Below are 25273 nucleotides of genomic sequence, written 5' to 3' on the forward strand. Positions count from 1 at the left end.
CCTCCCACCCCGCTGCGCCCTGCGCAGGAAGGCACTCCGTGTCCACTCCCGCCTCGACTCCGACCGGCTCCCTCCCCGTGCACCGCCACCCGGGCGACGCCCTGACGGCCCGCCAGCGCCTCGTCTACGTGATCGTCCTCGGCTCGCTGACCGCCCTCGGGCCGTTCACGATCGACCTCTACCTGCCGGCGTTCCCCGCGCTGCAGAGCGAGCTGAACGTGTCGGAGGCGGCGGTCCAGCTGACCCTCACCGGCACGACCCTCGGCTTCGCGCTCGGCCAGCTGGTCGTGGGCCCCTGGAGCGACGCGGTCGGCCGGCGCCTGCCGATCCTCCTGGCCACCTCTCTGCACGTGCTGGCCTGCGTCGGCGCGGCGCTCGCCCCCGAGATCGTCACGCTCGGCGTCTTCCGCTTCCTGATGGGAGCCGGTGCGGCGGCGGGCGGCGTGGTCGCGATGGCGATGGTCCGCGACCTCTTCGGCGGACGCCCGCTGGTGCGGATGCTGTCCCGGCTCGCCCTGGTGTCGGGCCTCGCGCCCGTGCTCGCGCCGGTCATCGGCTCGCAGCTGCTGCTGATCATGGACTGGCGCGGGATCTTCGTCTTCCTCGCCGCCTACGGCGTGCTGGTCGTCGCGGCCGTCGGCCTGCTCGTCGTCGAGACCCGGCCCCGCGCCGCCCGCCACGAGCGCGAGCACCGCTCGCTCGTGCAGCGCTACCGGGCCGTCCTCAGCGACCGCGTGTTCCTCGGAGTGGCGGTGATCGGGGGCATGACCTTCGCCGGCCTGTTCACCTACCTCTCCAGCTCCTCGTTCCTGTTCCAGGGCCTCTACGGATTCGACGCGCAGCAGTACGGGCTGCTCTTCGCCGTGAACTCGCTCGGCGTCGTCCTCGGCGTGCAGGCGTCCTCCTACCTCAGCCGGAGGATCGGGCCGCAGTGGATCCTCGCGATCACGACGCTGACGCTGTTCACCTCCGCCGGCCTGATCGCCCTCTTCGACGTGCTCGGGCTGGGGCTCTGGGGCACGCTCGTCCCGCTCTGGTTCTTCATCGCGTCCTGCGGCTTCAGCTTCCCGTGCGTGCAGGTCCTCGGCCTGGTCAACCACGGCCGGGAGGCGGGGACGGCCGCGTCGCTGCTCGGAGCGGTCAACTTCGGCACCGCCGGACTGCTGTCGCCGATCTCGGGGGTCTTCGGCGCCGGCTCGGCCGTGCCGATGGCCGTGGTGATGATGGCGACGGCGACCGTGTCGATCCTGGCGCTCTGGCTGATCGTCCGGCCGAGGAGCGTCCCGGCGCTGCAGGACTGAGCGCTCGGCTCCGGGTCCCGGCGGTCCGGCACGCCCCGCTCCTGCGGCTCCTCGCGGGCGCTCCGGCCCTCGCTGGATCCGCTCCCGAGCGCCGCTGCTACAGTCCCCTCCCATGTCCTCCCGCGACTCCTCCGCCCTGCTCGCCGAGCTCTCCGACCCCGACCGCGACGTCCGCCTCCGCGCGGCGATGACCCTGGGCGAGCTCGCCGAGCCCGCCACCGCCGAGCCCCTCGCCGCGCACCTGTGGGAGGAGCCGGACTTCTTCGTCCGCGACGTGCTCACCTGGTCGCTCGGCCGCCTCGGCTCCGCCGCCGTCCCCGTCGCCCGCGAGGCGCTCGGCCGCGAGCCCCGGGTGCGCACGCAGGCGCTGCACGTGCTCAGCAAGATCCTCGACCCGGCGACGCTCGACGACATCGCCCCGCTGGCCGCCGACTCCGAGCCCGCCGTCGCCGCGAAGGCCCGCTTCGCGCTGGGCCGCCTCGGCGACGAGCGCGCCCTGCCGGTCCTGCTCGGCCTGCTCGGCGACGACGACGCGGAGGCGCAGAACGTGCTCACCGACGTCCTCGCCTCCTTCGGCGCCGCGGCCGTCCCCGGTCTGGAGCAGGCTCTCCGCGAGGGGTCCGCGCCGGTCCGGCGTCACGCCGCCGCCGCGCTCGGCTACCTGGGCGACGACGCGCGTCCTGCCGTCGACGCGCTGGACGGGGCCGCCGGCAGCGACGACTCCGCGCTCGCGGTCTCGGCCGTGATGGCGCTCGGCTCGATCACCGGTCCCGACGCGGCCGCCGCCCTCGAGCGGGCCTCCGCCTCGGACGACTCCCGCGTGAGCGCCGTCGCCGCGCGGCTCCTCGCGCGCTCCTCCGAGCCGACCCGGCTCGACGCCCTCCGCGCCGCCCGCCTGGCCCGCGCGGCCGGCTGAGGCGCGCCGCGAACCCCCGCGGGGGAAGGCCGGGGATCCGCAAGGCCGCTCGAACCCTGTCATGAACCCCGCCGCGCGGACGCCGGTCTTCCGATCGGTCGGCCGCGCCGCCCCGCAACCCCCAGCGGGGGAACGCCGGGTGACGGCATCATGTCCGAATGGATCATCGCGACGACCGCCTGTCGACCGAGCCCGGAACCGCGCGCCCCGACGCCGTCCAGCGCGCGCGGATGTGCGAGCAGGTGCCGTCCGACGACGTCGCCGCCCGGCTGCTGACGAAGGAGGCGGCCCACCGGGTCTCCCGCCGCTGGCCGCTGATCTCCGCGTCGCTCGCGATCCTGCTCACGGTGCTCCTCGCCGTGCTGATCGCCTTCCGCCCCACCTCGGCCTTCCGCTTCGACGTGGAGTGGATGGACGAGATCGTCGAGCACCGCTCGCCGGTCTGGGACATCCCGGCCCTCGTCATGAACACGGTCGGAGCGGGGCTCGTTGGGACGACGCTCATCCCGCTCGGCATCGTCGCCGTGCTGCTGGTGTTCCGCAGGCGGTGGGCCGCGCTCTACTACGCGATCGCCGCGCTGGTCAGCGTGGGCGCCACCCAGCTCGTCAAGGAGCTGGTGGGACGCGCCCGCCCGGCCGACATGCTCGTCACCAGCGACTACGGCTCCTTCCCGTCCGGCCACACCGCCAACGCGGCGACGACGGCGATGGTGCTGGCCCTGGTGTTCCCGCTGCTGTGGGTCTGGATCGCGGGCTTCCTCTACACCGTGGCGATGATGGCGAGCCGCACCTACCTCGGCGCCCACTGGCTGAGCGACACCGTCGGCGGCCTGCTGCTCGGGATCGGCGTGGCGCTCGTGGTCTGGGCTCCGCTCGCCGGCCGCCTGCGCACCGAGGCCGAGCTCCCGCACCCGCCGATCTGGATCCGCCGCACCACCTGACCGGCGCAGCGCTCCCCGCGAGGGCTTCGAGCCCCTGAGGATCGGCGCTCGAGGAGCGCGGAGGCTCGCCGATCAGGCGAAGGCGGCGAGGGAGTCGAGCTCGTTGAAGGTGTAGACGTGCAGGCCCGCGAGGCGGTCGCCCGCCGCCGCTTCCAGGCGCGCGACGAACGCGGACGGGTCGAAGCGGCGTCCGCGGAGGAGCCCGCCGGCCACCGAGGTGCTCCGCTTCAGGAAGCCGAGCGAGGAGCCCACTCCGATCCGCGCGCCCAGCGTCAGCAGCCGCGAGCGCTCGACCGGCCCCGGCACCCCCGCCCACAGATCGGCCGTGATCCCCGTCTCGCGGAGCCGGTCGGCGTAGCGGACCACCGCGTCGACGTCGAAGCACATCTGCGTGACGATCGAGCGGATGAACGGAGCGCGCTCGCGCAGGTGCCGCTCGATGCTCTCGTCGGAGAGGTGCGGGTGGCCCTCGGGGTAGCCTGCGATGTCCAGGGCCAGCCCGGGTGAGATCTCGCGGGCGTCGCGGATGAGCTCGAGGCTCGTGGAGTAGGTGCCGGCCGCCGAGGACGCGTCGCCCGAGATCACGAACGCCTCGTCGATCCCCGCCTCGCCCATCCGCCCGAGGACCCGCTCGAGTGCGGCGCGGCCCTCGACGTTCCGCGCCGCCAGGTGGGGCACCACGCGGAACCCGCGCCCGGCCAGCGCGACCGCGCAGTCCACGGTCCGCCCGATCCCGTGCTTCGGCAGGCTGGTCACGGTCAGCGTCATCGCGGAGGGGTCCGGGAACGCCCGCGCGGCGCGCTCGCCGATGTCGTCGGCCGGGATGATCTCGAAGCGCGCGCGGGTCATCGGCCCAGCCTCTCACGCGGAGGCGGAGCGGCGCGGGTGGTGGCCGCAGCCGCACGAGTGTCGGAGGGGCGCCCTAGCCTGGAGCCGATCGCCGCCCGGTGGTCGCGGAAGGAGTCGCGTGTACCTGGAGTCCGGCCGCGTGGTCACGAGCCCCACCGACCTGTCGAACTGGGCGGCCTGCGAGTGGGCGGTCCTCCGCCGGTTCGACGCCCTGCTGGGCCGCGCGCCGCGCCTCGAGGCCGAGAGGGACGGAATGCTCGAGCGCACCGCGGTACTCGGCGACGAGCACGAGCACCGCTTCCTCGCCGAGCTGAAGCGCACGCACGAGGTGCTCGAGTTCGAGCGCCCCGAGCCCGCCGGCTACCCCGCGGCGGCCGAGGCCGCCGTCGAGGCGATGCGCGCCGGGGTCGACGTGCTCTACCAGGCCACCTTCTTCGACGGCGAGTTCCTGGGCTTCTCGGACTTCCTCCTCCGCACCGCCGACGGCGCCTACGAGGTCTACGACACCAAGCTCGCCCGGCACGCGAAGGTCCCGGCGCTGCTGCAGCTCGCCGCCTACGCCGAGCAGATGCAGGCGCGCGGCATCCGCGTGGGGGAGCAGGTGCACCTCGTGCTCGGCGACGGCTCCGTCACCAGCCACGAGCTGGCCGTCGTCGCCCCGGTCCAGCGCGTGCAGCGCGCCCGGCTCCGCGCCGTGCTCGACGAGCGCCTCGCCGCCGACGAGCCGCTGGCGTGGGGCGATCCGCGCTACCCCTCCTGCGGACGCTGCTCGGTCTGCGCGCCCGAGGTCCAGGCGCACCGCGATCCGATCCTCGTCGCCGGGATGCGGCTCGACCAGCGGGCGAAGCTCACGGCGGCCGGCGTGCTCACCCTCGACGCCCTCGCCGAGCACGACGGCCCCATCCCCGGGCTGAGCGCGGGCACGCTCGAGGGCCTGCGCGCCCAGGCGCGGCTGCAGCTGCGATCGGAGTCCTCGCCGGTGCCGGCCGTCGAGGTGATCGACGCCTCCGTGCTCGCCGGGCTGCCCGCCCCCGATCCGGGGGACCTCTTCTTCGACTTCGAGGGCGACCCTCTCTACACCGAGGACAACCGCGAGTGGGGCCTCGACTACCTCTTCGGCATGGTCGACGACCAGGAGCGCTTCACCGCGCTCTGGGCGCACGACCTCGCGGCCGAGCGCCGGGCGCTCCTCGACTTCCTCGCGCTCCTGCAGGCGCGCCGGGTCGAGCACCCCCGGATGCACGTCTACCACTACGCCTCCTACGAGCGCAGCCACCTGCTCTCGCTCGCGCTCCGCCACGGGGTCGGCGAGGAGGAGGTCGACGCGCTCCTGCGCGACGGCGTCCTGGTCGACCTGTACCCGGTGGTGCGGCGGGCGCTCCGCGTGGGCTCGCGCAGCTACTCGCTCAAGAAGCTGGAGCCGCTCTACATGGGCGAGGAGGAGCGGGACGCGTCCGGCGTCACGAACGCCGCCGACAGCATCGAGATGTACGTGGAGGCGCGCGCCGCCCAGAGGGTCGATCCTGTCGAGGGGCAGCGCGGGCTCGACCTCGTCGCCGAGTACAACGCCTACGACTGCCGCTCCACGCTCCGCCTGCGCGACTGGCTCCTGGAGCTCGCTCCGCCGCGCGAGGAGCTGCCGCCGCTGCTCGAGGTCGAGATCCCCGTGCCCCGCGAGCCGCACCCGGTCGCGGTCGCACTGCTGGCGCAGGTCGAGGGGATCGAGCCGCGCGAGCGCACGGCCGACCAGACCGCGCTCGCCCTCGCCGGCGCGGCGATCGACTACCACCGCCGCGAGGCCAAGACCTTCTGGCAGGAGCACTTCGACCGCCTCCGGCAGCCGCTGGACGAGTGGGCGGACACCCGCGACGTCGTGATGATCGACCGGGTCGAGGTCGTCCGCGACTGGGCGAAGCTCCCGCGCGCCCGCACGCAGTCGCGCGAGCTGCGGATCCTCGGCCGGCTCGCTCCCGGCAGCCGGCTCGGCACCGGCTCGTCGCCGTACCTGGTCTACGAGGCCCCGGCGCCCCCTGGTGCACCCTCGCCCGGTCCCGGTCTGCGCGGCGCCTCCGAGCGCTCCGAGATCCTCGGGGTCGACGACGACGGGGAGCGGATCGTCCTGCTCCTCAAGGAGGGCTTGAAGGCGGGGGAGGATCCGCACGACGACGCTCCGGTCGCCCTCGCCCCCGCGCCGCCGCCGCGCGCCGCGCCCCAGCCCGAGGCGATCGCGGAGTGGGGCGGCGAGGTCCTCGACGCGCTGCCCGCGATGCTGGCCGACCCGGCGCTCGACGTCCTCCGCCGCGTGCCGCCGGGAGCCGTCGCTCCGGTGCAGGGCGACGACGTGATCGGCGCGGTCGTCACCACTCTGCTCGGACTCGACCGGGCGACCCTCGCGGTGCAGGGTCCGCCCGGCACCGGGAAGACCTACGTCGGCTCCCACGTGATCGCACGGCTGGTGAACGAGCACGGCTGGCGCATCGGCGTGGTCGGCCAATCGCACTCGGTGGTCGAGAACGTGCTGAGCGCCGTCGTCGGCCGCGGCGTCGATCCCTCCCGCGTGGCGAAGGTGCCCAAGAACGGCACGCCGCCCGAGGCGCTCGCGGCGACGCCCTGGGCGCCGGTGAAGAACGCGGCGGCACTCACCGCGGTCCTCGAGGAGGGCGGCGGCTGCGTCATCGGCGGCACCGCCTGGACCTTCGCGAATCCGGTCACCGTGCCGCGCCGCTCGCTCGACCTCCTGGTGGTCGACGAGGCCGGGCAGTTCTCGCTCGCCCCGACGATCGCGTCGGCCGTCTCCGCCCAGCGGCTGCTCCTGCTCGGCGATCCGCAGCAGCTGCCCCAGGTGAGCCAGGGCGCGCACCCGGAGCCGGTCGACGAGTCGGCGCTCGGCTGGCTCGCCGACGGGCACGACGTCCTCCCGCCCGAGTACGGCTACTTCCTCGCGCAGACCCACCGGATGCACCCGGCGCTCTCCGACGCCGTCTCCGAGCTCTCCTACGAGGGCGCGCTGCGGTCGCGGGCGCCGCAGGTGCGCCACCTGGAGGGGGTCGAGCCGGGCGTGCACTCCGTCCCGGTCGAGCACGCGGGCGACACCACCTCCTCGCCGGACGAGGCGAGGCGCGTCGTCGAGATCGCCCTCTCCCTCGTCGGCCGCACCTGGTTCGACGAGCACGGCGAGCGGACGCTGACCGCGGCCGACGTCATCGTCGTCGCGCCCTACAACGCCCAGGGCGGGCTCCTCCGCACCGCCCTCGACGCCGCGGGCCTCGAGGAGACGCCGGTCGGCACGGTCGACCTCTTCCAGGGCAGGGAGGCGGTGGTCGCCATCGTGTCGCTCGCCGCGTCCTCCGGGGCCGACGTTCCGCGCGGGATGGAGTTCCTCCTCCTGCCCAACCGCCTGAACGTCGCGGTCTCGCGGGCGAAGTGGGCGGCGTACCTGGTGCACTCGCCGGCGCTCGCCGCCTCGCTCCCGACCTCGCTGACCGGCCTCGGGCACCTCTCCGGCTTCCTCCGCCTGCTCGAGCGGGGGGAGCGGGCCGCCCTGTGACGGATCCGGTGGCCGGAAGGTGCGCTCCGCTCCGATTCCGTCGGTGCTCGGCATGGTGGACGACGCGATCCGTCGCTACGGTGTCCCCATGAGAATCCTCCTGGTCGGCGCCGGCGGCGTCGGCGACGCCTTCGCGAAGATCGCCGCGCGCCGCTCCTTCTTCGAGCAGATCATCGTCTGCGACTACGACCTCGCCCGGGCCGAGCGCACGGTCGCGTGGATCGCGGAGCGGCACGGTGCCGACGACCGCTTCGTCGCCGCGCGGATCGACGCCTCCGACGCCGAGAACGTCGAGACCGTCGCCCGCGCGCACGGGGCGACCCACGTGATGAACGCCGTCGAGCCGCGCTTCGTCCCGACGATCTTCGCCGGAGCGCTCGCCGCCGAGGCCGACTACCTCGACATGGCGATGAGCCTCTCGCTGCCGCACCCCGAGCAGCCCCACGAGCTGACGGGGCTCAAGCTCGGCGACGAGCAGTTCGCCGCGGCGGAGGAGTGGTCCTCCCGCGGCCGCCTCGCCCTGGTGGGCATGGGCGTGGAGCCGGGACTCTCCGACGTCTTCGCCCGCTACGCCTCCGACCACCTCTTCGACGAGATCGACGAGCTCGGAGTGCGCGACGGCGCGAACCTCGTCGTGCACGACGCGGACGGCCGCGAGATCTTCGCTCCGTCCTTCTCCATCTGGACCACGATCGAGGAGTGCCTGAACCCGCCGGTGGTGTTCGAGCGCGACCGCGGCTGGTACACCACCGCCCCCTTCTCGGAGCCGGAGGTGTTCGAGTTCCCCGAGGGCATCGGCCCGGTCGAGTGCGTGAACGTCGAGCACGAGGAGGTGCTGCTGATGCCGCGCTGGCTCGACGCGAAGAAGGTCACCTTCAAGTACGGCCTCGGCGAGCAGTTCATCGGCGTCCTGCGCACCCTCCACCTCCTCGGCCTCGACAGCACCGAGCCCCTGCGGGTCCGCTCGGCCGGCGGTCCCGTCGAGGTCTCGCCGCGCGACGTCGTCGCCGCCGCCCTGCCCGACCCCGCCGGCATCGGCCCGCGGATGACCGGCAGGACCTGCGCCGGCCTCTTCGTCTCGGGCACGAAGGACGGCGCCCGCCGCGAGGTGTACCTCTACCACGTGAGCGACAACGAGTGGACGATGGCCGAGTACGGCACCCAGTGCGTGGTCTGGCAGACGGCGCTCAACCCGGTGGTCGCGCTCGAGCTCCTCGCGACCGGCGTGTGGACCGGCGCCGGAGTGCTCGGGCCGGAGGCGTTCAGCGCCGACCCGTTCCTCGAGCTGATGGCCCGCCCCGAGGCCGACGGCGGGTACGGACAGTCCTGGCACGTCCGCGAGGACTGACCGGCGCCGCCGACCTAGGCTGAGCCCATGAGTGACGACGACGGGCTCGCCTCGGCGAGGGACGAGGCGCGCGCGGCCCTGGAGGCCGCCCGCCGACTGCAGGCGGAGGCCGCCGAGGCCCTGGCGCGAGCGGAGGCGGCGGCCGCGGCGCTGAACGCGGCGGCCGGCCCGGAGGAGGCGGAGGCCGTCGCGGACGACGTGCGGCTGGTGGCGGCGTCGGGGAGCGGAGCGGAGCAGTCCGCTGCTCCCGTTGCTCCGGACGCCGTGCGCGCCGGGTACGCGTTCACCGGCCCGGCCCTCGAGCTCGGCGCCCTCGTCAACGGCGACGCGCGGATCGACGTGCCCGTCCGCATCCCGCTCGGCATGCTCAACCGGCACGGCCTCGTCGTCGGCGCGACCGGCACCGGCAAGACGAAGACGCTGCAGGTCCTCGCCGAGCAGCTCTCGGCCCACGGCGTCCCCGTCTTCGCTGCGGACATCAAGGGCGACCTCTCCGGCCTCGCCACTCCGGGCACCGCGACCGACGCGCTGCTCGCCCGCACCCGCGGCATCGGCCAGGACTGGCGGGCGGAGGCGGCCCCCGCCGAGTACTTCGCGCTCGGCGGCATCGGCACCGGCGTCCCCGTCCGCGCCACCGTGACGGGATTCGGCGCGCTGCTGCTCGCGAAGGTGCTCGGCCTCAACCACACGCAGGAGTCGAGCCTCGGTCTCGTCTTCCACTACGCCGAGAGCGCCGGTCTCCCGCTCGTCGACCTGTCCGACCTCCGCGCCGTGCTCACCTACCTCGTCGGCGACGAGGGCAAGGCGGAGCTCGCCGAGCTCGGCGGGCTGTCCAAGGCGACCGCCGGCGTGATCCTCCGCGAGCTGATCGCGTTCGCCGACCAGGGCGCCGACGTGTTCTTCGGCGAGCCCGAGATCGACACGGCCGAGTTCCTCCGCCTCGCCGCCGACGGGCGCGGCGTCGTCAGCCTCCTCGAGGTCCCCGGAGTCGCCGACCGACCGGCTCTGTTCTCCACCTTCCTGATGTGGCTCCTCGCCGACCTCTTCAACGACCTGCCGGAGGTCGGCGACCTCGACAAGCCGAAGCTGGTGTTCTTCTTCGACGAGGCGCACCTGCTCTTCCGCGACGCGTCGAAGGACTTCCTCGCCGCGATCACCCAGACCGTGCGCCTCATCCGCTCCAAGGGCGTCGGCATCGTCTTCGTCACGCAGACCCCGAAGGACGTGCCCGGCGACGTCCTCGCCCAGCTCGGCTCCCGCGTGCAGCACCAGCTCCGCGCGCACACGCCGGACGATGCCAAGGCCCTCCGCGCCACCGTCTCGACCTACCCCGAGAGCGACTACGACCTCGGCGAGGTCCTCCAGGCGCTCCCCATCGGCGAGGCGATCGTGACGGTCATGAACGAGCGCGGCGCCCCGACCCCGGTCGCCTGGACGCGTCTCCGCGCCCCGCTCGGCTCGATGAAGCCCACCCCCGAGGCCGACCGCGAGGCGAGCGTCCAGAGGTCCCCGCTCCTCGCGCGCTACGGCACGCCCCTCGACCGCGACTCCGCCCGCGAGATCCTCACCCGCCGGCTCGACGCCGCCGCCGACGCCGAGGAGGCCCGCGCCGCCGCCGAGCAGCAGGCCGCCGACGACGCCCGCCGCGCGAAGGAGGACGCGCGTCGCGCCAAGGAGGAGACCGCGGACGCCGCCCGCCGCGCGAAGGAGCGGGCCGCCGCCGAGCGCGCCGCCGACCAGGCCGCCGAGCGCTCCCGACGGCGCACGGCACCGACCTCCCGCGGGACCCGCACCACCCGCCGCGACAAGACGGTCGTCGAGGAGGTGCTGGGCTCGAGCGCCGGCAGGACGCTGCTGCGCGAGGTGGTCCGCGGGATCTTCGGGACCGCCCGACGGCGCTGACGCGACCCGGGCCGCTCGGGGAGACGAGGCGCTAACGGGAGCGTGTTAGCGTCGGTAGCATGAGTGAGAGCGGGACGACGCGGGAGCGGATCCTCCGAGCGACGGTCGAGCTGCTGGCGGACGGCGGGCGGGACGCGGTGTCGACGCGGGCGATCAGCGCGGCGGCGGGGGTGCAGGCCCCCACGATCTACCGGACGTTCGGCGACCTGCGCGGGCTGCTCGACTCGGCCGCGGCAGCCGGATTCGCCACGGCCCTCGCCGACTTCGAGCGGAGCGAGGCGCCGGCCGACCCGGTCGACGCGCTCCGTGCCGCCTGGGATCACCACGTCGCCTTCGGACTCGCCGAACCGCACCTCTACGCGCTGATGTTCACCGCGCGGCCGGGGGAGGAGTCGGAGGCGGCGCGCCTGTCCCGGGGCGTCCTCCTCGACGCGGTCCGGGCCGTCGCCGAAGCCGGCCGCCTCACCGTCGACGTCGAGCGTGCCTCCCGCCTGCTCCAGTCGGCCGCGCTCGGCTGCACCCTCACGCTGACCGCCCTCGCCGACCCCGACGACGAGCTCTCGTCCCGCTCGCGCGAGTCCGTCCTCGCGGCGATCACCACAGCGGAGGCGGGCCCCACCGATCCCGCCGCCCGTGCGGTCGTCGCGCACGCCGTCGCCCTGCGGACCGCGCTGCCGCAGATCGAGCCCCTCAGCGCGGGGGAGCGGCTCCTGCTCGACGAATGGCTCGAGCGCATCGCCGACTGACGGTCGGCGTCGCCGGAGGGTCCGTATCGCCGCCCTGTCGTCCGCGATGTCGTAATACGGATGGCGACGGGCACGATCCGGGACCGGCACCTACGGTCGGATCATGTCGCGATCCATAGCCGAACTCTTCTTCCGCCCCGTCTGCGCCGCCTGCTCGGCCCCGCTCGTCGCCCGTCGTGGCGCGTTCTGCTCCGACTCCTGCGCGCGGACGAACCACCTCTACGGCTGATCCCGCGCCCGGCACGCGCCGGACGATCGGCGGCCCCTGCTCGGCGCGACGTCGTCGTGCACCGGCGGCGCGAACCCGGCGATGCTTGAGTGGGCCGCTCCGATCGACGCCTTCACCGGTCGACCGGGCTCCGACGATCGGCCGCACCGGTTAAACAAAACGGTGCCCGTGCTGGCGAGAGCAACGGACACCGTTCGCGGAGGATGGGGGATTCGAACCCCCGAGGGCTTTCACCCAACACGCTTTCCAAGCGTGCGCCATAGGCCACTAGGCGAATCCTCCTGGCACGACCTGAGCCGCGACTCATCGATACTAGCCGGTGTCGGAGGCTCCCGCTGACCACGACCCCGACACGCCCCGCTCTCCTCGGCCGCCGTCGTCGGTTAGACTGTCACCCGGCTCCCCGCGTGGCGCCATCCAGGCCAACTCCCCCAGGGCGGAAACGCAGCAAGGGTAACCGGGCTCTGGCGGGTGCGCGGGGGGTCTTCTTCCGTTAACCGGCCCGCCTGCTCCGCCGATGGACCGCCGCACAGCCGCTACGAGGCCCTACCGACTGCGGACGCTCCTCCACAGCCGCGCGCCATGCACGCCCTCCCATCCCTGGCCTCTGCTCAGCCAGGCGGAGGGACCCCCTCGGTAGGCTGGATCCGATGGTTCAGAGCATCTACATCTCGTCCGCCGAAGGTCATTCGGGCAAGTCCACGGTCGCCCTCGGCGTCCTCGATGCGCTCAGCAGTCAGGTGCAGCGGGTCGGCGTCTTCCGCCCGATCGCCCGCTCCACCTCCGAGCCGGACTACGTGCTCGAGATGCTGCTCGGCCACTCCGACTCGGGCCTCGCCTACGAGGACTGCATCGGCGTCACCTACGAGGACGTCCACGCCGACGGCGAGGCGGCGCTCTCGCGGATCGTCGAGCGGTACAAGGGCGTCGAGGCCCGGTGCGACGCCGTCGTCATCCTCGGCTCCGACTACACGGACGTCGGCAGCCCCACCGAGCTCGGCTACAACGCCCGCATCGCCGCCAACCTCGGTGCCCCGGTCCTGCTCGTCCTCACCGGCCGGGACTCGTCCCGCAGCGAGCAGCTGGGCCAGGCTCCCGCGCGCACGCCGGAGGAGATGCGCCAGATCACGGAGCTCGCCTCGGTCGAGCTGCGCACGGCCCACGCGAGCCTCATCGGAGTGATCGCGAACCGCGCCGATCCCGACACCGCCGCCGACGCCGTCGCCGCGATCCGCGAGAGCATCCCCGCCACCGTCCCGGTCTGGGCGATCCGCGAGGATCCGTTCCTCGTCGCTCCGAGCCTGTCCCGCCTGGTCGAGGCGGTCGACGGCGTCGTCGTCGCGGGCGATCCGGAGCTGCTCGGCCGCGAGGCGCTCGGCGTGGTGATCGCCGGCATGTCGATGGTGAACGTCCTGCCGCGGCTCACCGAGGGCGGCGTCGTGATCGTCCCCGGCGACCGGCCCGAGGTCGTCCTCGCCGTGATCATGGCGTACGCCTCCGGCACGTTCCCCACGGTCACCGGCATCATCCTCAACGGCGGCTTCGAGCTGCCGGAGCCGATCGTCCGGCTGATCGAGGGCGTCGACAGCCGCGTGCCGATCGTGATGACCGAGCTCGGCACCTACGACACCGCCGTCCGCGTCACCGCGGCCCGCGGCCGCCTGGCGGCCGACTCCCCGCGCAAGCGCGACACCTCCCTCGCCCTCTTCCAGGAGGCGGTCGACGCGGTCGAGCTGCTCACCCTCCTCGACGTCGGCCGGTCCGAGGTCGTCACGCCGCTGATGTTCGAGTACGGGCTGATCGAGCGCGCGCGCATCGCCGACCGCCACATCGTCCTGCCCGAGGGCGGCGACGACCGGATCCTCCGTGCCGCCGCGACCGTGCTCAAGCGCGGCATCGCCCGGCTCACGATCCTCGGCGAGGAGGCCGAGATCCGCGCCCGTGCGGCGGGCCTCGGCCTCGACCTCGACGGCGCGCGCGTGCTGAGCACCCTCGACCCCGAGCACCGCGCGCGCTTCGCCGAGGAGTACGCCCGCATTCGCGCGCACAAGGGCATCACCTACGACCACGCCTACGACACCGTCACGGACGTCTCCTACTTCGGCACGATGATGGTGCAGCTCGGCCTGGCCGACGGGATGGTCTCGGGAGCCGCGCACACGACCGCGCACACCATCCGCCCCGGCTTCGAGATCATCAAGACGAGCCCGGGCGTCTCCGTCGTCTCGAGCGTGTTCCTGATGGCGCTCGCCGACCGCGTGCTGGTCTACGGCGACTGCGCGGTGAACCCCGACCCCACCGAGGCGCAGCTCGCCGACATCGCGATCTCGTCCGCCGAGACCGCCCAGCAGTTCGGGATCGACCCCCGCATCGCGATGCTCTCCTACTCCACCGGCGAGAGCGGAGCCGGCGCCGACGTCGAGAAGGTCCGCGCGGCGACGGCTCTGGTGCGCGAGCGCCGGCCCGACCTGCTCGTCGAGGGCCCGATCCAGTACGACGCGGCGGCCGACGCGGCGGTCGCGGCCTCGAAGATGCCCGGCTCCCAGGTCGCCGGGCGCGCGACGGTGTTCATCTTCCCCGACCTCAACACGGGCAACAACACCTACAAGGCCGTGCAGCGCTCGGCCGGCGCCGTCGCCATCGGACCGGTCCTCCAGGGTCTGCGCAAGCCGGTCAACGACCTCTCGCGCGGCGCGCTCGTGCAGGACATCGTCAACACCGTCGCGATCACGGCCATCCAGGCCGCCACCCAGGCCATCGTCCCGCCCACCGCCGCCATCCCCGTGGTGCGCTAGCGGCGACCCCGCCGCCGCCCCTCCCGACCCCGATCACCCCAGGAGTCCCCTCATGTCCGTCGTCCTCGTCGTCAACAGCGGATCGTCGTCGTTCAAGTACCAGCTCATCGAGATGACCACCGAGGAGACGCTCGCCAGCGGCCTCGTCGAGCGGATCGGCGAGGACACCGGCCGCACGAAGCACACCCGCGACGGGGAGTCGTTCGAGATCGAGGGGCCGATCCCCGACCACACCGCCGGCTTCGACGCGATGATCCGCGCGTTCGGCGAGCACGGCCCGAGCCTCGACGAGTTCCCTCCCGTCGCCGTGGGCCACCGCGTCGTGCACGGCGGCAAGCGCTTCTTCGAGCCCACCGTCGTCACCGACCTGGTCAAGATCAACATCGAGGACCTCGCCGACCTCGCCCCGCTGCACAACCCCGCCAACCTCGAGGGCATCGAGGCGGCGCAGAAGGCCTTCCCGGACGTTCCGCACGTCGCCGTCTTCGACACCGCCTTCCACCACACGATCCCGGCCGAGGCGTCGACCTACGCGCTGCCCGCCGAACTCGCCGAGAAGCACCGCGTCCGCCGCTACGGCTTCCACGGCACCTCGCACAAGTTCGTCTCGGAGGCCGCCGCCGCCTACCTCGGCCGCCGCCGCTCCGACCTGAAGACGATCGTCCTGCACCTGGGCAACGGAGCGTCCGCCTGCGCCGTCGACGGCGGCGTCTCCGTCGAGACCTCGATGGGCATGACCCCGCTCGAGGGCCTGGTGATGGGCACCCGCTCCGGCGACCTCGACCCGGCCGTCGTCTTCCACCTGGCCCGCAAGGCGGGCCTCTCGATCGACGAGCTCGACACCCTCCTCAACCGCCGAAGCGGCCTCCTCGGCCTCACGGGTCGCGGCGACATGCGCGACGTCCAGGAGGCGGCCGAGGCCGGCGACGAGCAGGCCCGCGCCGGGCTCGAGGTCTACTACCACCGCCTCCGCCACTACATCGGGGCCTTCTACGCCCAGCTGGGCCGCGTCGACGCCGTGGTGTTCACGGCGGGAGTCGGCGAGAACGTCGCCGCCGTCCGCGCCGGCGCCCTCCGCGGCCTCGAGGGCCTGGGCATCGAGCTCGACCCCGAGCGCAACACGTCCTCCGACCGCGGCGCCCGCCGCATCTCCACCGACGACTCCCGCGTCGCCGTCCTCGTCATCCCCACGAACGAGGAGCTGGAGATCGCCCGGCAGTCCTTGTCGGTCGTGTAGCGGCGGAGCCGCGACACGACTCGCGGCCGGCTTCCAGGGGTGGCGGCTCCCGTGGAGCGGGTCCTGTCGGGCTGCCCTGAATCGCTCGCACGCGGCGGTGCCCGCTCGTCGTGCGGCGGTGGCCCGTTGCGCGACCGCGGTCGGCTTCTCGTGGGCCTGCATCGCGCAGAGCCGGGTACGTCGGGCTGCCCAGAATCGCTGGCACGCGGCGGTGCTCGCTCGTCGTGCAGCGGTGGCCCGCTGCACGACCGCGGTCGGCTTCTCGTGGGCCTGCGTTGCGCAGAGCGGGTCTTGTCGGGCTGCCCTGAATCGCTCGCACGCGATTCCGGGTCGCGGCCCCCTGCCGAACACGCGGCGACCCTCGCTGGTCGAGTAGCCGCGGGACGCGGCGTGGCGAGAGCCACCGAGTACGAGGGGGATCTCGATGCGCCCGCTGTGCAGGCTGCTCCATCCGCAGGAGCCGGCTGAGGAGCCCCGGCTCAGGGCAGCAGGCGCGCGTCGCCCGCGTAGAGGTTGAAGCCGGAGCCGCGGCTGAAGCCGATCAGGGTGAGGCCGGAGTCGCGAGCCAGGTCCACCGCCAGCGACGACGGGGCACCGACCGCGGCGAGCAGGGGGATGCCGGCCATCACGGCCTTCTGCACCAGCTCGAACGAGGCGCGCCCCGATACCTGCAGCAGCGTCCCCCGCAACGGCAGCCGCCCCTCCCGGAGCCCCCAGCCGACCACCTTGTCCACGGCGTTGTGCCGCCCGACGTCCTCCCGGAGCACCAGCAGCGAGCCGTCCGCGTCGAACAGCCCGGCCGCGTGGACGCCGCCCGTCCGCTCGAACACCGCCTGCGCCTCGCGGAGCCGATCGGGGAGAGAGACCAGCAGCTCCCGCTCGACCCGCAGGTCGTCCTCCGCGACGCTCCACGCCGAGTCGGTGGCGACCGCTTCGAGCGACGCGAGCCCGCACACTCCGCACGAGCTCGTCGTGTACACCGACCGCTCGCGCTCGAGCAGCACGGCCTCCCGCCCGCCGCGGACGCTCGCGTCGACCACGTTGTACGTGTTCTCTCCCGGCTCGGAGCCGCTCGCGCAGTAGCGCATCGCCGCGAGCTGCTCCGACTCGGTGAGCACCCCCTCGGACACCAGGAATCCCGCGACCAGGTCGAAGTCGTCGCCGGGTGTGCGCATGGTCACGCTGAAGCGCCGTCCGCCGACGCGGATCTCGAGCGGCTCCTCGACGGCCAGGACGTCCTCGCGGCGTCGGGGCGGATCGCCGGCGCGGACGGCGGTCAGGCGGGTGCGGGCGACACTGCGGCTCATGGGTCTCCTCAGGCGGTGGAGGTCATCCTCCCACCGGGAACCGGGAGCGATGCCGGGGTGCGGACGTACGATGCAGGAATGGTCGATGACGCCGAGCCCCGCGAGAGTCCGATCGACGAGAGCCGCCTCTCCGTCCGGTCGCCGAAGAGACGCGCCGTCGGGATCCCCGGCGTCGCCCACGCCCTCGAGATCTCGCTCAAGCAGATGGGTCCGGTGCGCAGCGCCGAGACGCTCCTGCGGGTGAACCAGAAGGCCGGATTCGACTGCCCGGGCTGCGCCTGGCCGGAGGGCGACAAGCGCCACGTCGCCGAGTTCTGCGAGAACGGAGCGAAGGCGGTCGCCGAGGAGGCCACGCTCCGCACCGTCACATCGGCCTTCTTCGCCGCGCACCCCGTCGCGGAGCTGGAGGAGTGGGACGACTTCGCGCTCGGCCAGCAGGGCCGGCTCACGGAGCCGATGCTGCTCGAGGAGGGCGCGACGCACTACCGGCCCGTGGGCTGGGACGAGGCGCTCGACCTCGTGGCGGAGGAGCTGCGCGCCTGCGCGAGCCCTGACGAGGCGATCTTCTACACGTCCGGCCGGACCTCGAACGAGTCGGCCTTCGTCTACCAGCTGATGGTCCGCGGCTTCGGTACGAACAACCTGCCCGACTGCTCGAACATGTGCCACGAGTCCAGCGGATCCGCCCTCACCGAGACGATCGGGATCGGCAAGGGCTCGGTGAGCCTGCGCGACGTGGAGCGGGCTCCGCTGATCATCGTCGCCGGCCAGAACCCCGGAACGAACCACCCGCGGATGCTGACCGCGCTGGAGCGCGCCAAGCGCGCCGGCGGCACCATCGTGGCCGTGAATCCGCTGCCGGAGGCGGGGCTGCTCCGCTTCCAGAACCCGCAGACCGTCCGCGGCACCCTGGGCGACGGCACGGCCCTCGCCGACCACTTCCTCCAGGTCCGGCTGGGCGGCGACCAGGCCCTGTTCCAGGGTCTGGGCAAGGCGCTGCTCGAGGCGGAGGAGGCGCGCGGCGACGTCTTCGACCACGCCTTCATCCGCGAGAGCACCGGCGGCCTCGCCGAGTACCTCCACGGGCTGCGGGAGGTCCAGTGGGACGAGATCGAGCGGGCGAGCGGGATCGACGAGACGCGCATCCGCACCGTCGCCGAGCTGATCGCGGCGTCCGAGGGCACCGTCGTCTGCTGGGCGATGGGCCTCACGCAGCACGCGCACTCGGTCGCGACGCTCAAGGACGTCGTCAACGTGCTCCTGCTCACCGGCAACATCGGCAAGCCCGGCGCGGGCGTCTGCCCGGTGCGCGGCCACTCGAACGTGCAGGGCGACCGCACGATGGGCATCTTCGAGCGGATGCCGGACTCCTTCCACGACGCGCTCGACCGCGAGTTCTCCTTCTCCTCCCCGCGCGTGCACGGGACGGACACGGTCGCCGCGATCCGGGCGATGCGCGACGGGAAGGCCCGCGTGTTCATGGGGCTCGGCGGCAACTTCGCCCGCGCGACGCCCGACAGCGGAGTGACGGAGGCGGCGATGCGCTCGCTCGCCCTCACCGTGCACGTCTCGACCAAGCTCAACCGCTCGCACGTGGTCACCGGCCGGCGCGCGCTGATCCTGCCCACCCTCGGCCGCACCGACTCCGACGTGCAGCGCTCGGGCGAGCAGCGGGTCACGGTCGAGGACTCGATGAGCGCCGTGCACGCCTCCCGGGGCCGCCTGCGCCCGCCGAGCCCGGGCCTGCGCTCGGAGGTGGCGATCCTCACGGGGATCGCGGAGCGGCTGCTCGAGGGCCGCGAGAACGTCCCGCGGGTCGACTGGGCGGGACTGCGCGACGACTACCGCCGCATCCGCTCGCACATCGCCAACGTCGTCCCCGGCTTCGACGGCTTCGAGGCCCGGATCGACGTGCCCGGCGGCTTCGTCCTCCCGCACCCGCCGCGCGACTCGCGCCGCTTCGACACCCCCTCCGGTCTGGCCCGCTTCACCGCGAATCCGCTCGAGTACCCGCGGGTTCCGGAGGGCAGGCTGCTGCTGCAGACGCTGCGCTCGCACGACCAGTTCAACACCACGATCTACGGCAAGGACGACCGCTACCGCGGGATCCACGACGGCCGCCGGGTGGTGTTCGTCCACGCCGACGACGTCGCCGAGCTGGGCTTCGCGGACGGCGCGATGGTCGACCTGGTCTCGGAGTGGCCCGACGGCGTCGAGCGGCGGGCGGAGGCGTTCCGCGTCGTGGCGTACGACACGCCCCGCGGCTGCGCGGCCGCCTACTACCCCGAGACGAACGTCCTCGTACCGCTGGACTCGACCGCGAAGATCAGCAACACGCCGACCTCGAAGTCGGTCGTGATCCGCCTCGAACCGTCCGCGTAGGCCTCACCAGGGCAGCGGCAGCAGGCGCACCGAGTCGCCCGCTGCCGCTCCCGGTGCGGGCACGACGGCCACGGCCTCCGAGGCGGCGAGACCGGTGAGCATGTGCGAGCGGATGCCGGCGGATGCCCGCCAGCCGTCCTCGCCGGAGGAGACGGGCACGAGCACCGTGGTCCCCGCGCGCCCGAGCGGCTCGGCGAGGACGCCCCGGCCGAGGGGCCGGGCAGCGGCGCCGGACGCCGCGTCGAGGGCCGGCGGCAGGAAGGATACCGCCGCGAGCAGGGCGGCGAGCGGGTTGCCCGGCAGCGCGATCACCAGCGTCCCTCCCGGCAGCAGCGCAGCCATGGTCGGGTGGCCGGGGCGCATTCCGACGCCGTCGACGAGGACGCGCGCGCCCACCGCATCGAGGGCGCGACGGACCGCGTCCACCCGGGAGCGCCCGGTCCCGCCCGTCGTGAGGAGGATCGGCGCCGTGCCCGCCAGCAGCGTCCGTGCGATCGCCTCCTCGTCGTCGCCGCGGCGCACGACCTCTCCCACGGCTCCGCCCGAGAGCTCGACCAGCGCGGGCAGCAGCGGCGTGAACGCGTCGCGCACCCGTCCGGCGGGCGGCATCCCCTCGGTGTCGACCTCGTCCCCCGTGAGGAGCAGGTCGACCGCGGCGGTCGGGCGGACGTCGAGCGCGTCGATCCCGGCGACCGCGAGCAGGGCGAGGTGCGCGGGAGTGAGGCGGGTCCGGGCATCGACCAGCACGGCTCCGCGGGCGGCCTCGTCGCCCGCGCGCCGGACGTGGCGGCCGGGCGGGAGGGGCGCCCGCGCCGTGAGCAGGTCGTCGCGGACCGCGCCCTGCTCGGACGGCAGCACGGCGTCGCTCCAGTCGGGCACGGCGGCTCCGGTGACGATCGGCGCGGCGGTGCCGTCCTCGAGCGGCCAGGGCCCGGGTCCGCGCACGGCCCAGCCGTCCATGGCCGAGGAGTCGTAGTGGGGGAGCGGCCGGGCGGCGGTGACGGCGCGGTCGAGGACGGCTCCGCGGGCGTCGAGGAGGGGGACTGTCGAGACGCCGGAGCGCGCCACCGCTTCGCCGACGATCCGCCTGGCCTCGTCCCAGTCGGTCGCCTCGTGCCCGTGTGCGCTCATCCCGTCCATTCTCCCGGGGCTCGGGGCGGGCCCTGGGCAGGACCCGCCCCGTCGGTCATCCCAGGTAGCCGTTCGGGTTCAGCACGAACTTCTTCGCGGCGCCCTTGTCGAAGTCGGCGTAGCCGCGGGGAGCGTCGTCCAGGCTGATCGCGGTGGCCTGGACCGCGTCGGCGATGTGGACCCGGTCGTGCAGGATCGCCATCATCAGCTGCCGGTTGTACTTCATGACCGGGCACTGGCCCGTGGTGAAGGACAGCGACTTCGCCCAGCCGAGCCCGAGGCGGATCGACAGCGAGCCCTCTTGGGCCGCCTCGTCGACTCCGCCCGGGTCGCCTGTGACGTAGAGGCCCGGGATGCCGAGGGCGCCGCCCGCCGCGGTGATCGACATCAGCGAGTTCAGCACCGTCGCCGGCGCCTCCTTCCCCGAGTCGGCGCCGTTGCCGTGCGCCTCGAAGCCGACGGCGTCCACTCCGCAGTCGACCTCGGGCACGCCGAGGATCTGCTCGATCTGGCCGGCCGGATCGCCCTTCGAGACGTCGACCGTCTCGCAGCCGAAGGAGCGCGCCTGCGCCAGACGCTCCTCGTTGAGGTCCGCGACGATCACGACGGCCGCTCCGAGCAGCTGCGCTCCGACCGCCGCGGCGAGTCCGACCGGTCCCGCTCCTGCGACGTAGACCGTGGAGCCGACGCCGACCCCGGCGGTCACCGCGCCGTGGAAGCCCGTCGGGAAGATGTCCGAGAGCATCGTCAGATCGAGGATCTTCTCGAGCGCCTGATCGCGGTCCGGGAACACCAGGAGGTTCCAGTCGGCGTAGGGGACCATCACGTACTCGGCCTGCCCGCCGACCCAGCCGCCCATGTCGACGTAGCCGTACGCGCTGCCCGGGCGGTCCGGATTCACGTTGAGGCAGATGCCGGTCTTGCGCTCCTTGCAGTTGCGGCAGCGGCCGCAGGCGATGTTGAACGGCACGGACACGATGTCGCCGACCTTGACGAACTCGACGTCGGGGCCGACCTCCACGACCTCGCCGGTGATCTCGTGGCCGAGCACGAGGTCCGACGGAGCGGTGGTGCGGCCGCGGACCATGTGCTGGTCCGAGCCGCAGATGTTGGTGGAGACGGTGCGGAGGATGGCGCCGTGCGGCAGCTTCCGCCCGATGTTCGCCGGATTGACGCCGGGTCCGTCCTTCAGCTCGAAGGTGGGGTAGTCGATGTCGATGACCTCGACGACTCCGGGGGACTTGTAGGCGACGGCTCTGTTGCCTGACATGCGGGGCTCCTTCAGATGGACGACCGCGGCGCAGTCGGCCGCGGGAGTCCTGCGCCGCTCTCGGTCCGAGCCGCGGCGCCGGGACTCGGGGGAACCGTACGGCGTCGACCTGGTGCCGGATCGAGGCCGGTGGAGTAGCGTCTCAGGAGGCGTGCGGACGCTCGTCCACCGCCCGGTGCGAGGCCGCGAGCGCCGCGTCGAGCGCGTCCCGTCCGCCCCCGGCCAGGCCCGCCGCGTAGCCCGCGAGGAACGTGGTCAGCGGAGCCGCCGGCCGGACCACTCCGTGCGCTGCGCGACCGGCGAGGGCGAGCAGGGCGTCCGGGTCCACCGGGACCTCGCCGAGGCCGAGCGCGGAGCACAGCTCGGCCCACCAGCCGGCGAGCACCTCCTCGGTGGGGCGGGCGCCGTCGGAGGCGGAGGGGCGGGGGCCGGTCGTGTCGTCCATCCGCTCAGTCTGCGCCGCGCGGGACCGGCAGGTCGATCCCGTGCCGGTGCGCGTCGGCGGGCGCGTCGACGTCGTCGGTCGTCCCTCCGGGCACCGTCACGAGCCGCGGGGGAAGGACCCGGAGGAGGGCGCGCACCGAGGCGCCGTCGGGATCGCCGAGCGCGGTGAGCGCTTCGACGAGGGCCGCTCGCCGGTGCACGCCGAGGAGCTGCTGGGCTCGGCCGCTCGCGTCGACGGCCAGGAGGGAGGCCTCGACGGCGCTCGATGCGACCTCGAGCAGCGTGTGCACGGCGGGAGCGGGGGCGACGAGATCGGCGGCGAGAACGACGACCCAGTCCGGAGCGCCCGGGCGGTCGAGCAGGGGCAGCGCGGCGGCCAGGCCCGCGACCGGGCCGCCGAACGGCGGATCCTCCTGGACGAGCTCGGCGCCGTCGACGGCCTGTGCGAGCGACGACGGTCCGGCCACGACCCTCCGCTCGGCTCCGCGCACGGCTGCGAGGGCGGTGCCGAGGAGCGTCGACTCGCGTTGCCGGAGGAGCGGCTTGACCGCGCCGCCGAGGCGGGAAGCGCGTCCGCCGGCGAGCACGACCGCGTCGAAGCGGGGGAGCGGAGGCGGCGGGAGCACGGGACCGAGGCTACGCGCGCTCGGAGGTCCGCCGTCCCGGCTGCGGTGTCGGAGGTCGCGGCTACTCTTGTCGGGTGGTAGCAGCCCTGTATCGCCGGTACCGGCCCGAGACGTTCGCCGAGATGATCGGCCAGTCCCAGGTGACGGATCCGCTCATGACGGCGCTCCGCACCAACCGCGTCAACCACGCCTACCTCTTCAGCGGCCCCCGCGGCTGCGGCAAGACCACCTCGGCGCGCATCCTCGCCCGCTGCCTCAACTGCGCGACGGGCCCGACCGACACCCCCTGCGGCGTCTGCGACAGCTGCGTCGAGCTCAGCCGCGAGGGCCAGGGCTCGCTCGACGTGGTCGAGATCGACGCGGCGAGCCACAACGGAGTCGACGACGCGCGCGATCTGCGCGAGCGCGCCATCTTCGCCCCGGCGCGCGACCGCTTCAAGATCTTCATCCTCGACGAGGCGCACATGGTCACGCCGCAGGGCTTCAATGCGCTGCTCAAGATCGTGGAGGAGCCGCCGGAGCACGTGAAGTTCATCTTCGCGACCACGGAGCCGGACAAGGTCATCGGCACGATCCGCTCGCGCACGCACCACTACCCGTTCCGGCTCGTCCCGCCGGCGCAGATGCTCGACTACACGCAGGAGCTCTGCGAGCGCGAGGGCGTGCACGTGGCGGCCGGCGTGCTGCCGCTCGTGGTCCGCGCGGGCGGCGGGTCCGTCCGCGACACGCTCTCCCTGCTCGACCAGCTGATGGCCGGCTCCGAGGCCGAGACCGTCGAGTACGAGCGGGCCGTCGCCCTCCTCGGCTACACCCACGGCGCCCTGCTCGACGAGGTGGTCGACGCGCTCGCCGAGCACGACTCCGCCGAGGCGTTCGGAGCGGTCGACCGCGTCATCCAGACGGGGCAGGACCCGCGCCGCTTCGTCGAGGACCTGCTCGAGAAGCTCCGCGACCTGATCGTCGTCGCGGCGACCGGGGGAGCGGCCTCGGCCGTGCTCCGCGGCGTCTCGCAGGACGAGCTCGACCGCATGGCCGGCCAGTCGCGCGCGCTCGGCCTGGCCGAGCTCTCGCGCATCGCCGACGTGGTCAACGAGGCCCTCACCGAGATGACCGGTGCGACCTCGCCGCGCCTGCACCTCGAGCTGATGATCGCCCGCACCCTGGTGCACGGCACCGGCGCCGGCATCGCGCCCGCTGCGGCCCAGGAGGAGCGCCCGCGGCACGTGGCCGCGCCGCGCGAGTCCGCGGCGCCCGCCCCGCGGTCGTCCGAGGCGTCGCGCGCGTCCGAGCCGTCCCGTGCGCCCGAGCCCCACCACGCCTCGCACGCCGCCGCTCCCGGCTCGGTGCCCGAGTCCATCGCGGCCGCTCCGCGCACCGAGGCGCCGGTGACGGCGTCCGCACCGGTCGCTGCGCCGCCGGTGACGGCGCCCGACGAGACGGCGGCCGCCCCGGAGGCGGACGAGTCCGCGCCGGCCGAGTCAGGACGCCCCCGCGCGACGACCGCCGCGGCGGCTCGTCCGGAGCCGGTCGAGCAGGAGCCGTCGGATCAGGCCGCTGCGTCCACTGAGGCGGCCGCCGCCTCCGCGGCCGCCGCCTCCGCACCCGCTGCGGCCGCGGGCGACGCACCCGCCGACGGCGCGGTCACCCTCCAGCGGATGAAGGACACCTGGCCCGAGATCCTCGAGGTCGTGCAGAAGGCGAAGATGACCGCCTGGCTGGTGGCCTACACCGCCCAGGTGCGCGCCCTCAAGGACGACGTGCTGACCCTCTCGTTCCCGAGCCAGAACGACGTCGAGTCGTTCAAGATGCCGGGAACCGCGGGGCAGCCCGGAGTCAGCGAGTACCTGCGTCAGGCGATCCAGCAGGTCCTCGGCCTGCGGGTGAAGTACATCGCCCGCGTCGAGCCTCGCGCAGCCGCCCCGGAGGCCGAACGCGCCGCCGTCGAGGCGACCGCCGCGCCCGCTCCGGCTGCGCCGATCCCGGCCGCGACCGGCTCCGACGGCTGGGCCACGGTGGCGATCCCCGCCGATCCGACCCCTGCGGCCGAGGCGGCTGCTCCCTCCGCTCCGGTGGAGGCCCCCGCCGCGGCCGCCGAGCCGGTGCGCGCCGCCCCCCTCGCCGCCGCTGAAGCCGCTCCCGCCGGCGACGAGCCCCCGTTCGACGAGGAGCCGCCGGAGGAGGACATGCCGCCGGTCGAGCCGCCGATGCCCGATTCCTGGGCGACCGTCGCACCTCCCGGCGAGCCCGCCGCCGCGCGCCCGGTCACCCGCACGACCCGCTCGGCGACCGCCGACGGCCGTCA

At 73.9% G+C, this 25273-nt stretch carries 18 protein-coding genes, 1 tRNA gene and 1 other RNA gene; 13 read left to right on the top strand and 7 right to left on the bottom strand.

Annotated elements, in window-relative coordinates:
• The first annotated feature begins 38 nt into the window (after nt 1–38).
• From C5C37_RS15850 to C5C37_RS15860, 3 genes are all read left to right on the top strand, one after another.
• Nucleotides 39–1301 carry a multidrug effflux MFS transporter gene (locus tag C5C37_RS15850; protein ID WP_104234525.1) on the top strand — a complete coding sequence of 421 codons (1263 nt, stop codon included), beginning with the start codon at nt 39–41 and terminating at the stop codon, nt 1299–1301.
• A gap of 112 nt (nt 1302–1413) precedes the next feature.
• Nucleotides 1414–2217 (top strand): HEAT repeat domain-containing protein, encoded by an 804-nt coding sequence (locus C5C37_RS15855; RefSeq protein ID WP_104234526.1) that lies wholly within the window; start codon nt 1414–1416, stop codon nt 2215–2217.
• A 158-nt stretch (nt 2218–2375) separates the two neighbouring features.
• Nucleotides 2376–3158, top strand: a complete 783-nt coding sequence (locus C5C37_RS15860; RefSeq protein WP_258074177.1) for a phosphatase PAP2 family protein — start codon at nt 2376–2378, stop codon at nt 3156–3158.
• Between the two features lie 72 nt (nt 3159–3230).
• On the opposite strand, the gene C5C37_RS15865 is transcribed toward C5C37_RS15860, so the two are convergent.
• The gene (locus tag C5C37_RS15865) at nt 3231–4007 is read right to left on the bottom strand and encodes a methylenetetrahydrofolate reductase (protein ID WP_104319986.1); all 777 of its coding nucleotides are present in this window, start codon (nt 4005–4007) and stop codon (nt 3231–3233) included.
• A gap of 118 nt (nt 4008–4125) precedes the next feature.
• Between C5C37_RS15865 and C5C37_RS15870 the strand changes: the two genes are divergently transcribed.
• From C5C37_RS15870 to C5C37_RS17995, 5 genes are all read left to right on the top strand, one after another.
• On the top strand, nt 4126–7554 hold the full coding sequence (locus C5C37_RS15870; RefSeq protein WP_104339248.1) for a bifunctional RecB family nuclease/DEAD/DEAH box helicase: 3429 nt from the start codon (nt 4126–4128) through the stop codon (nt 7552–7554).
• 88 nt (nt 7555–7642) lie between these two features.
• Nucleotides 7643–8902: a saccharopine dehydrogenase family protein gene (locus C5C37_RS15875; protein ID WP_104256687.1), complete on the top strand. Its 1260-nt coding sequence runs from the start codon at nt 7643–7645 to the stop codon at nt 8900–8902.
• A 27-nt stretch (nt 8903–8929) separates the two neighbouring features.
• Nucleotides 8930–10804: a helicase HerA-like domain-containing protein gene (locus tag C5C37_RS15880; RefSeq protein ID WP_104339249.1), complete on the top strand. Its 1875-nt coding sequence runs from the start codon at nt 8930–8932 to the stop codon at nt 10802–10804.
• Nucleotides 10805–10863: 59 nt separating this feature from the next.
• Nucleotides 10864–11550, top strand: coding sequence for a TetR/AcrR family transcriptional regulator (locus tag C5C37_RS15885; protein ID WP_104227474.1), 687 nt, complete (start codon nt 10864–10866; stop codon nt 11548–11550).
• A 103-nt stretch (nt 11551–11653) separates the two neighbouring features.
• The gene (locus tag C5C37_RS17995) at nt 11654–11779 is read left to right on the top strand and encodes a hypothetical protein (RefSeq protein ID WP_258060618.1); all 126 of its coding nucleotides are present in this window, start codon (nt 11654–11656) and stop codon (nt 11777–11779) included.
• A 197-nt stretch (nt 11780–11976) separates the two neighbouring features.
• Here C5C37_RS17995 and C5C37_RS15890 read toward each other — a convergent pair.
• Nucleotides 11977–12061: transfer RNA gene (locus C5C37_RS15890), tRNA-Ser, on the bottom strand.
• A 112-nt stretch (nt 12062–12173) separates the two neighbouring features.
• Here C5C37_RS15890 and ffs point away from each other — a divergent pair.
• The 3 genes from ffs (at nt 12174) to C5C37_RS15905 (ending at nt 15811) form a co-directional block, all read left to right on the top strand.
• Nucleotides 12174–12270, top strand: an RNA gene (gene ffs / locus C5C37_RS15895) — signal recognition particle sRNA small type.
• Between the two features lie 159 nt (nt 12271–12429).
• Nucleotides 12430–14574 carry a phosphate acetyltransferase gene (gene pta / locus C5C37_RS15900; protein WP_104227473.1) on the top strand — a complete coding sequence of 715 codons (2145 nt, stop codon included), beginning with the start codon at nt 12430–12432 and terminating at the stop codon, nt 14572–14574.
• Between the two features lie 52 nt (nt 14575–14626).
• Nucleotides 14627–15811 carry an acetate/propionate family kinase gene (locus tag C5C37_RS15905; RefSeq protein ID WP_104227458.1) on the top strand — a complete coding sequence of 395 codons (1185 nt, stop codon included), beginning with the start codon at nt 14627–14629 and terminating at the stop codon, nt 15809–15811.
• 479 nt (nt 15812–16290) lie between these two features.
• Here C5C37_RS15905 and fdhD read toward each other — a convergent pair whose 3' ends face one another.
• On the bottom strand, nt 16291–17118 hold the full coding sequence (gene fdhD / locus C5C37_RS15910; RefSeq protein WP_104227459.1) for a formate dehydrogenase accessory sulfurtransferase FdhD: 828 nt from the start codon (nt 17116–17118) through the stop codon (nt 16291–16293).
• A 78-nt stretch (nt 17119–17196) separates the two neighbouring features.
• On the opposite strand from fdhD, the gene C5C37_RS15915 reads away from it, so the two are divergent.
• A complete protein-coding gene (locus C5C37_RS15915) occupies nt 17197–19500 on the top strand; it encodes an FdhF/YdeP family oxidoreductase (protein WP_104227460.1) in 2304 nt (767 codons plus the stop codon).
• Between the two features lie 3 nt (nt 19501–19503).
• Here the strand turns inward: C5C37_RS15915 and C5C37_RS15920 are convergent, their stop codons facing one another.
• From C5C37_RS15920 to C5C37_RS15935, 4 genes are all read right to left on the bottom strand, one after another.
• Nucleotides 19504–20631, bottom strand: a complete 1128-nt coding sequence (locus C5C37_RS15920; protein WP_181069251.1) for a molybdopterin molybdotransferase MoeA — start codon at nt 20629–20631, stop codon at nt 19504–19506.
• A 55-nt stretch (nt 20632–20686) separates the two neighbouring features.
• Nucleotides 20687–21901, bottom strand: a complete 1215-nt coding sequence (gene fdhA, locus C5C37_RS15925) for a formaldehyde dehydrogenase, glutathione-independent (RefSeq protein WP_104225123.1) — start codon at nt 21899–21901, stop codon at nt 20687–20689.
• 142 nt (nt 21902–22043) lie between these two features.
• Nucleotides 22044–22346, bottom strand: coding sequence for a DUF6457 domain-containing protein (locus C5C37_RS15930; RefSeq protein ID WP_219812223.1), 303 nt, complete (start codon nt 22344–22346; stop codon nt 22044–22046).
• 4 nt (nt 22347–22350) lie between these two features.
• Nucleotides 22351–22971 (bottom strand): molybdenum cofactor guanylyltransferase, encoded by a 621-nt coding sequence (locus C5C37_RS15935; RefSeq protein ID WP_258074178.1) that lies wholly within the window; start codon nt 22969–22971, stop codon nt 22351–22353.
• A 74-nt stretch (nt 22972–23045) separates the two neighbouring features.
• On the opposite strand from C5C37_RS15935, the gene C5C37_RS15940 reads away from it, so the two are divergent.
• Nucleotides 23046–25273, top strand: a 2228-nt coding sequence (locus tag C5C37_RS15940; protein WP_104339251.1) for a DNA polymerase III subunit gamma and tau, incomplete at its 3' end; no start/stop codon positions are given.

Source organism: Rathayibacter sp. AY1F9 (genome assembly GCF_002932155.1).
Taxonomy (GTDB): domain Bacteria; phylum Actinomycetota; class Actinomycetes; order Actinomycetales; family Microbacteriaceae; genus Rathayibacter.

Bases quoted from the DNA above. Each gene is read 5' to 3' on its own strand.
- fdhD (WP_104227459.1), bottom strand. From the start codon at position 17,118: ATGAGCCGCAGTGTCGCCCGCACCCGCCTGACCGCCGTCCGCGCCGGC.
- C5C37_RS15875 (WP_104256687.1), top strand. From the start codon at position 7,643: ATGAGAATCCTCCTGGTCGGCGCCGGCGGCGTCGGCGACGCCTTCGCG.
- C5C37_RS15930 (WP_219812223.1), bottom strand. From the start codon at position 22,346: ATGGACGACACGACCGGCCCCCGCCCCTCCGCCTCCGACGGCGCCCGC.
- C5C37_RS15880 (WP_104339249.1), top strand. From the start codon at position 8,930: ATGAGTGACGACGACGGGCTCGCCTCGGCGAGGGACGAGGCGCGCGCG.
- fdhA (WP_104225123.1), bottom strand. From the start codon at position 21,901: ATGTCAGGCAACAGAGCCGTCGCCTACAAGTCCCCCGGAGTCGTCGAG.
- C5C37_RS15905 (WP_104227458.1), top strand. From the start codon at position 14,627: ATGTCCGTCGTCCTCGTCGTCAACAGCGGATCGTCGTCGTTCAAGTAC.
- pta (WP_104227473.1), top strand. From the start codon at position 12,430: ATGGTTCAGAGCATCTACATCTCGTCCGCCGAAGGTCATTCGGGCAAG.
- C5C37_RS15865 (WP_104319986.1), bottom strand. From the start codon at position 4,007: ATGACCCGCGCGCGCTTCGAGATCATCCCGGCCGACGACATCGGCGAG.
- C5C37_RS15920 (WP_181069251.1), bottom strand. From the start codon at position 20,631: ATGAGCGCACACGGGCACGAGGCGACCGACTGGGACGAGGCCAGGCGG.
- C5C37_RS17995 (WP_258060618.1), top strand. From the start codon at position 11,654: ATGTCGCGATCCATAGCCGAACTCTTCTTCCGCCCCGTCTGCGCCGCC.
- C5C37_RS15860 (WP_258074177.1), top strand. From the start codon at position 2,376: ATGGATCATCGCGACGACCGCCTGTCGACCGAGCCCGGAACCGCGCGC.
- C5C37_RS15855 (WP_104234526.1), top strand. From the start codon at position 1,414: ATGTCCTCCCGCGACTCCTCCGCCCTGCTCGCCGAGCTCTCCGACCCC.
- C5C37_RS15915 (WP_104227460.1), top strand. From the start codon at position 17,197: ATGGTCGATGACGCCGAGCCCCGCGAGAGTCCGATCGACGAGAGCCGC.
- C5C37_RS15885 (WP_104227474.1), top strand. From the start codon at position 10,864: ATGAGTGAGAGCGGGACGACGCGGGAGCGGATCCTCCGAGCGACGGTC.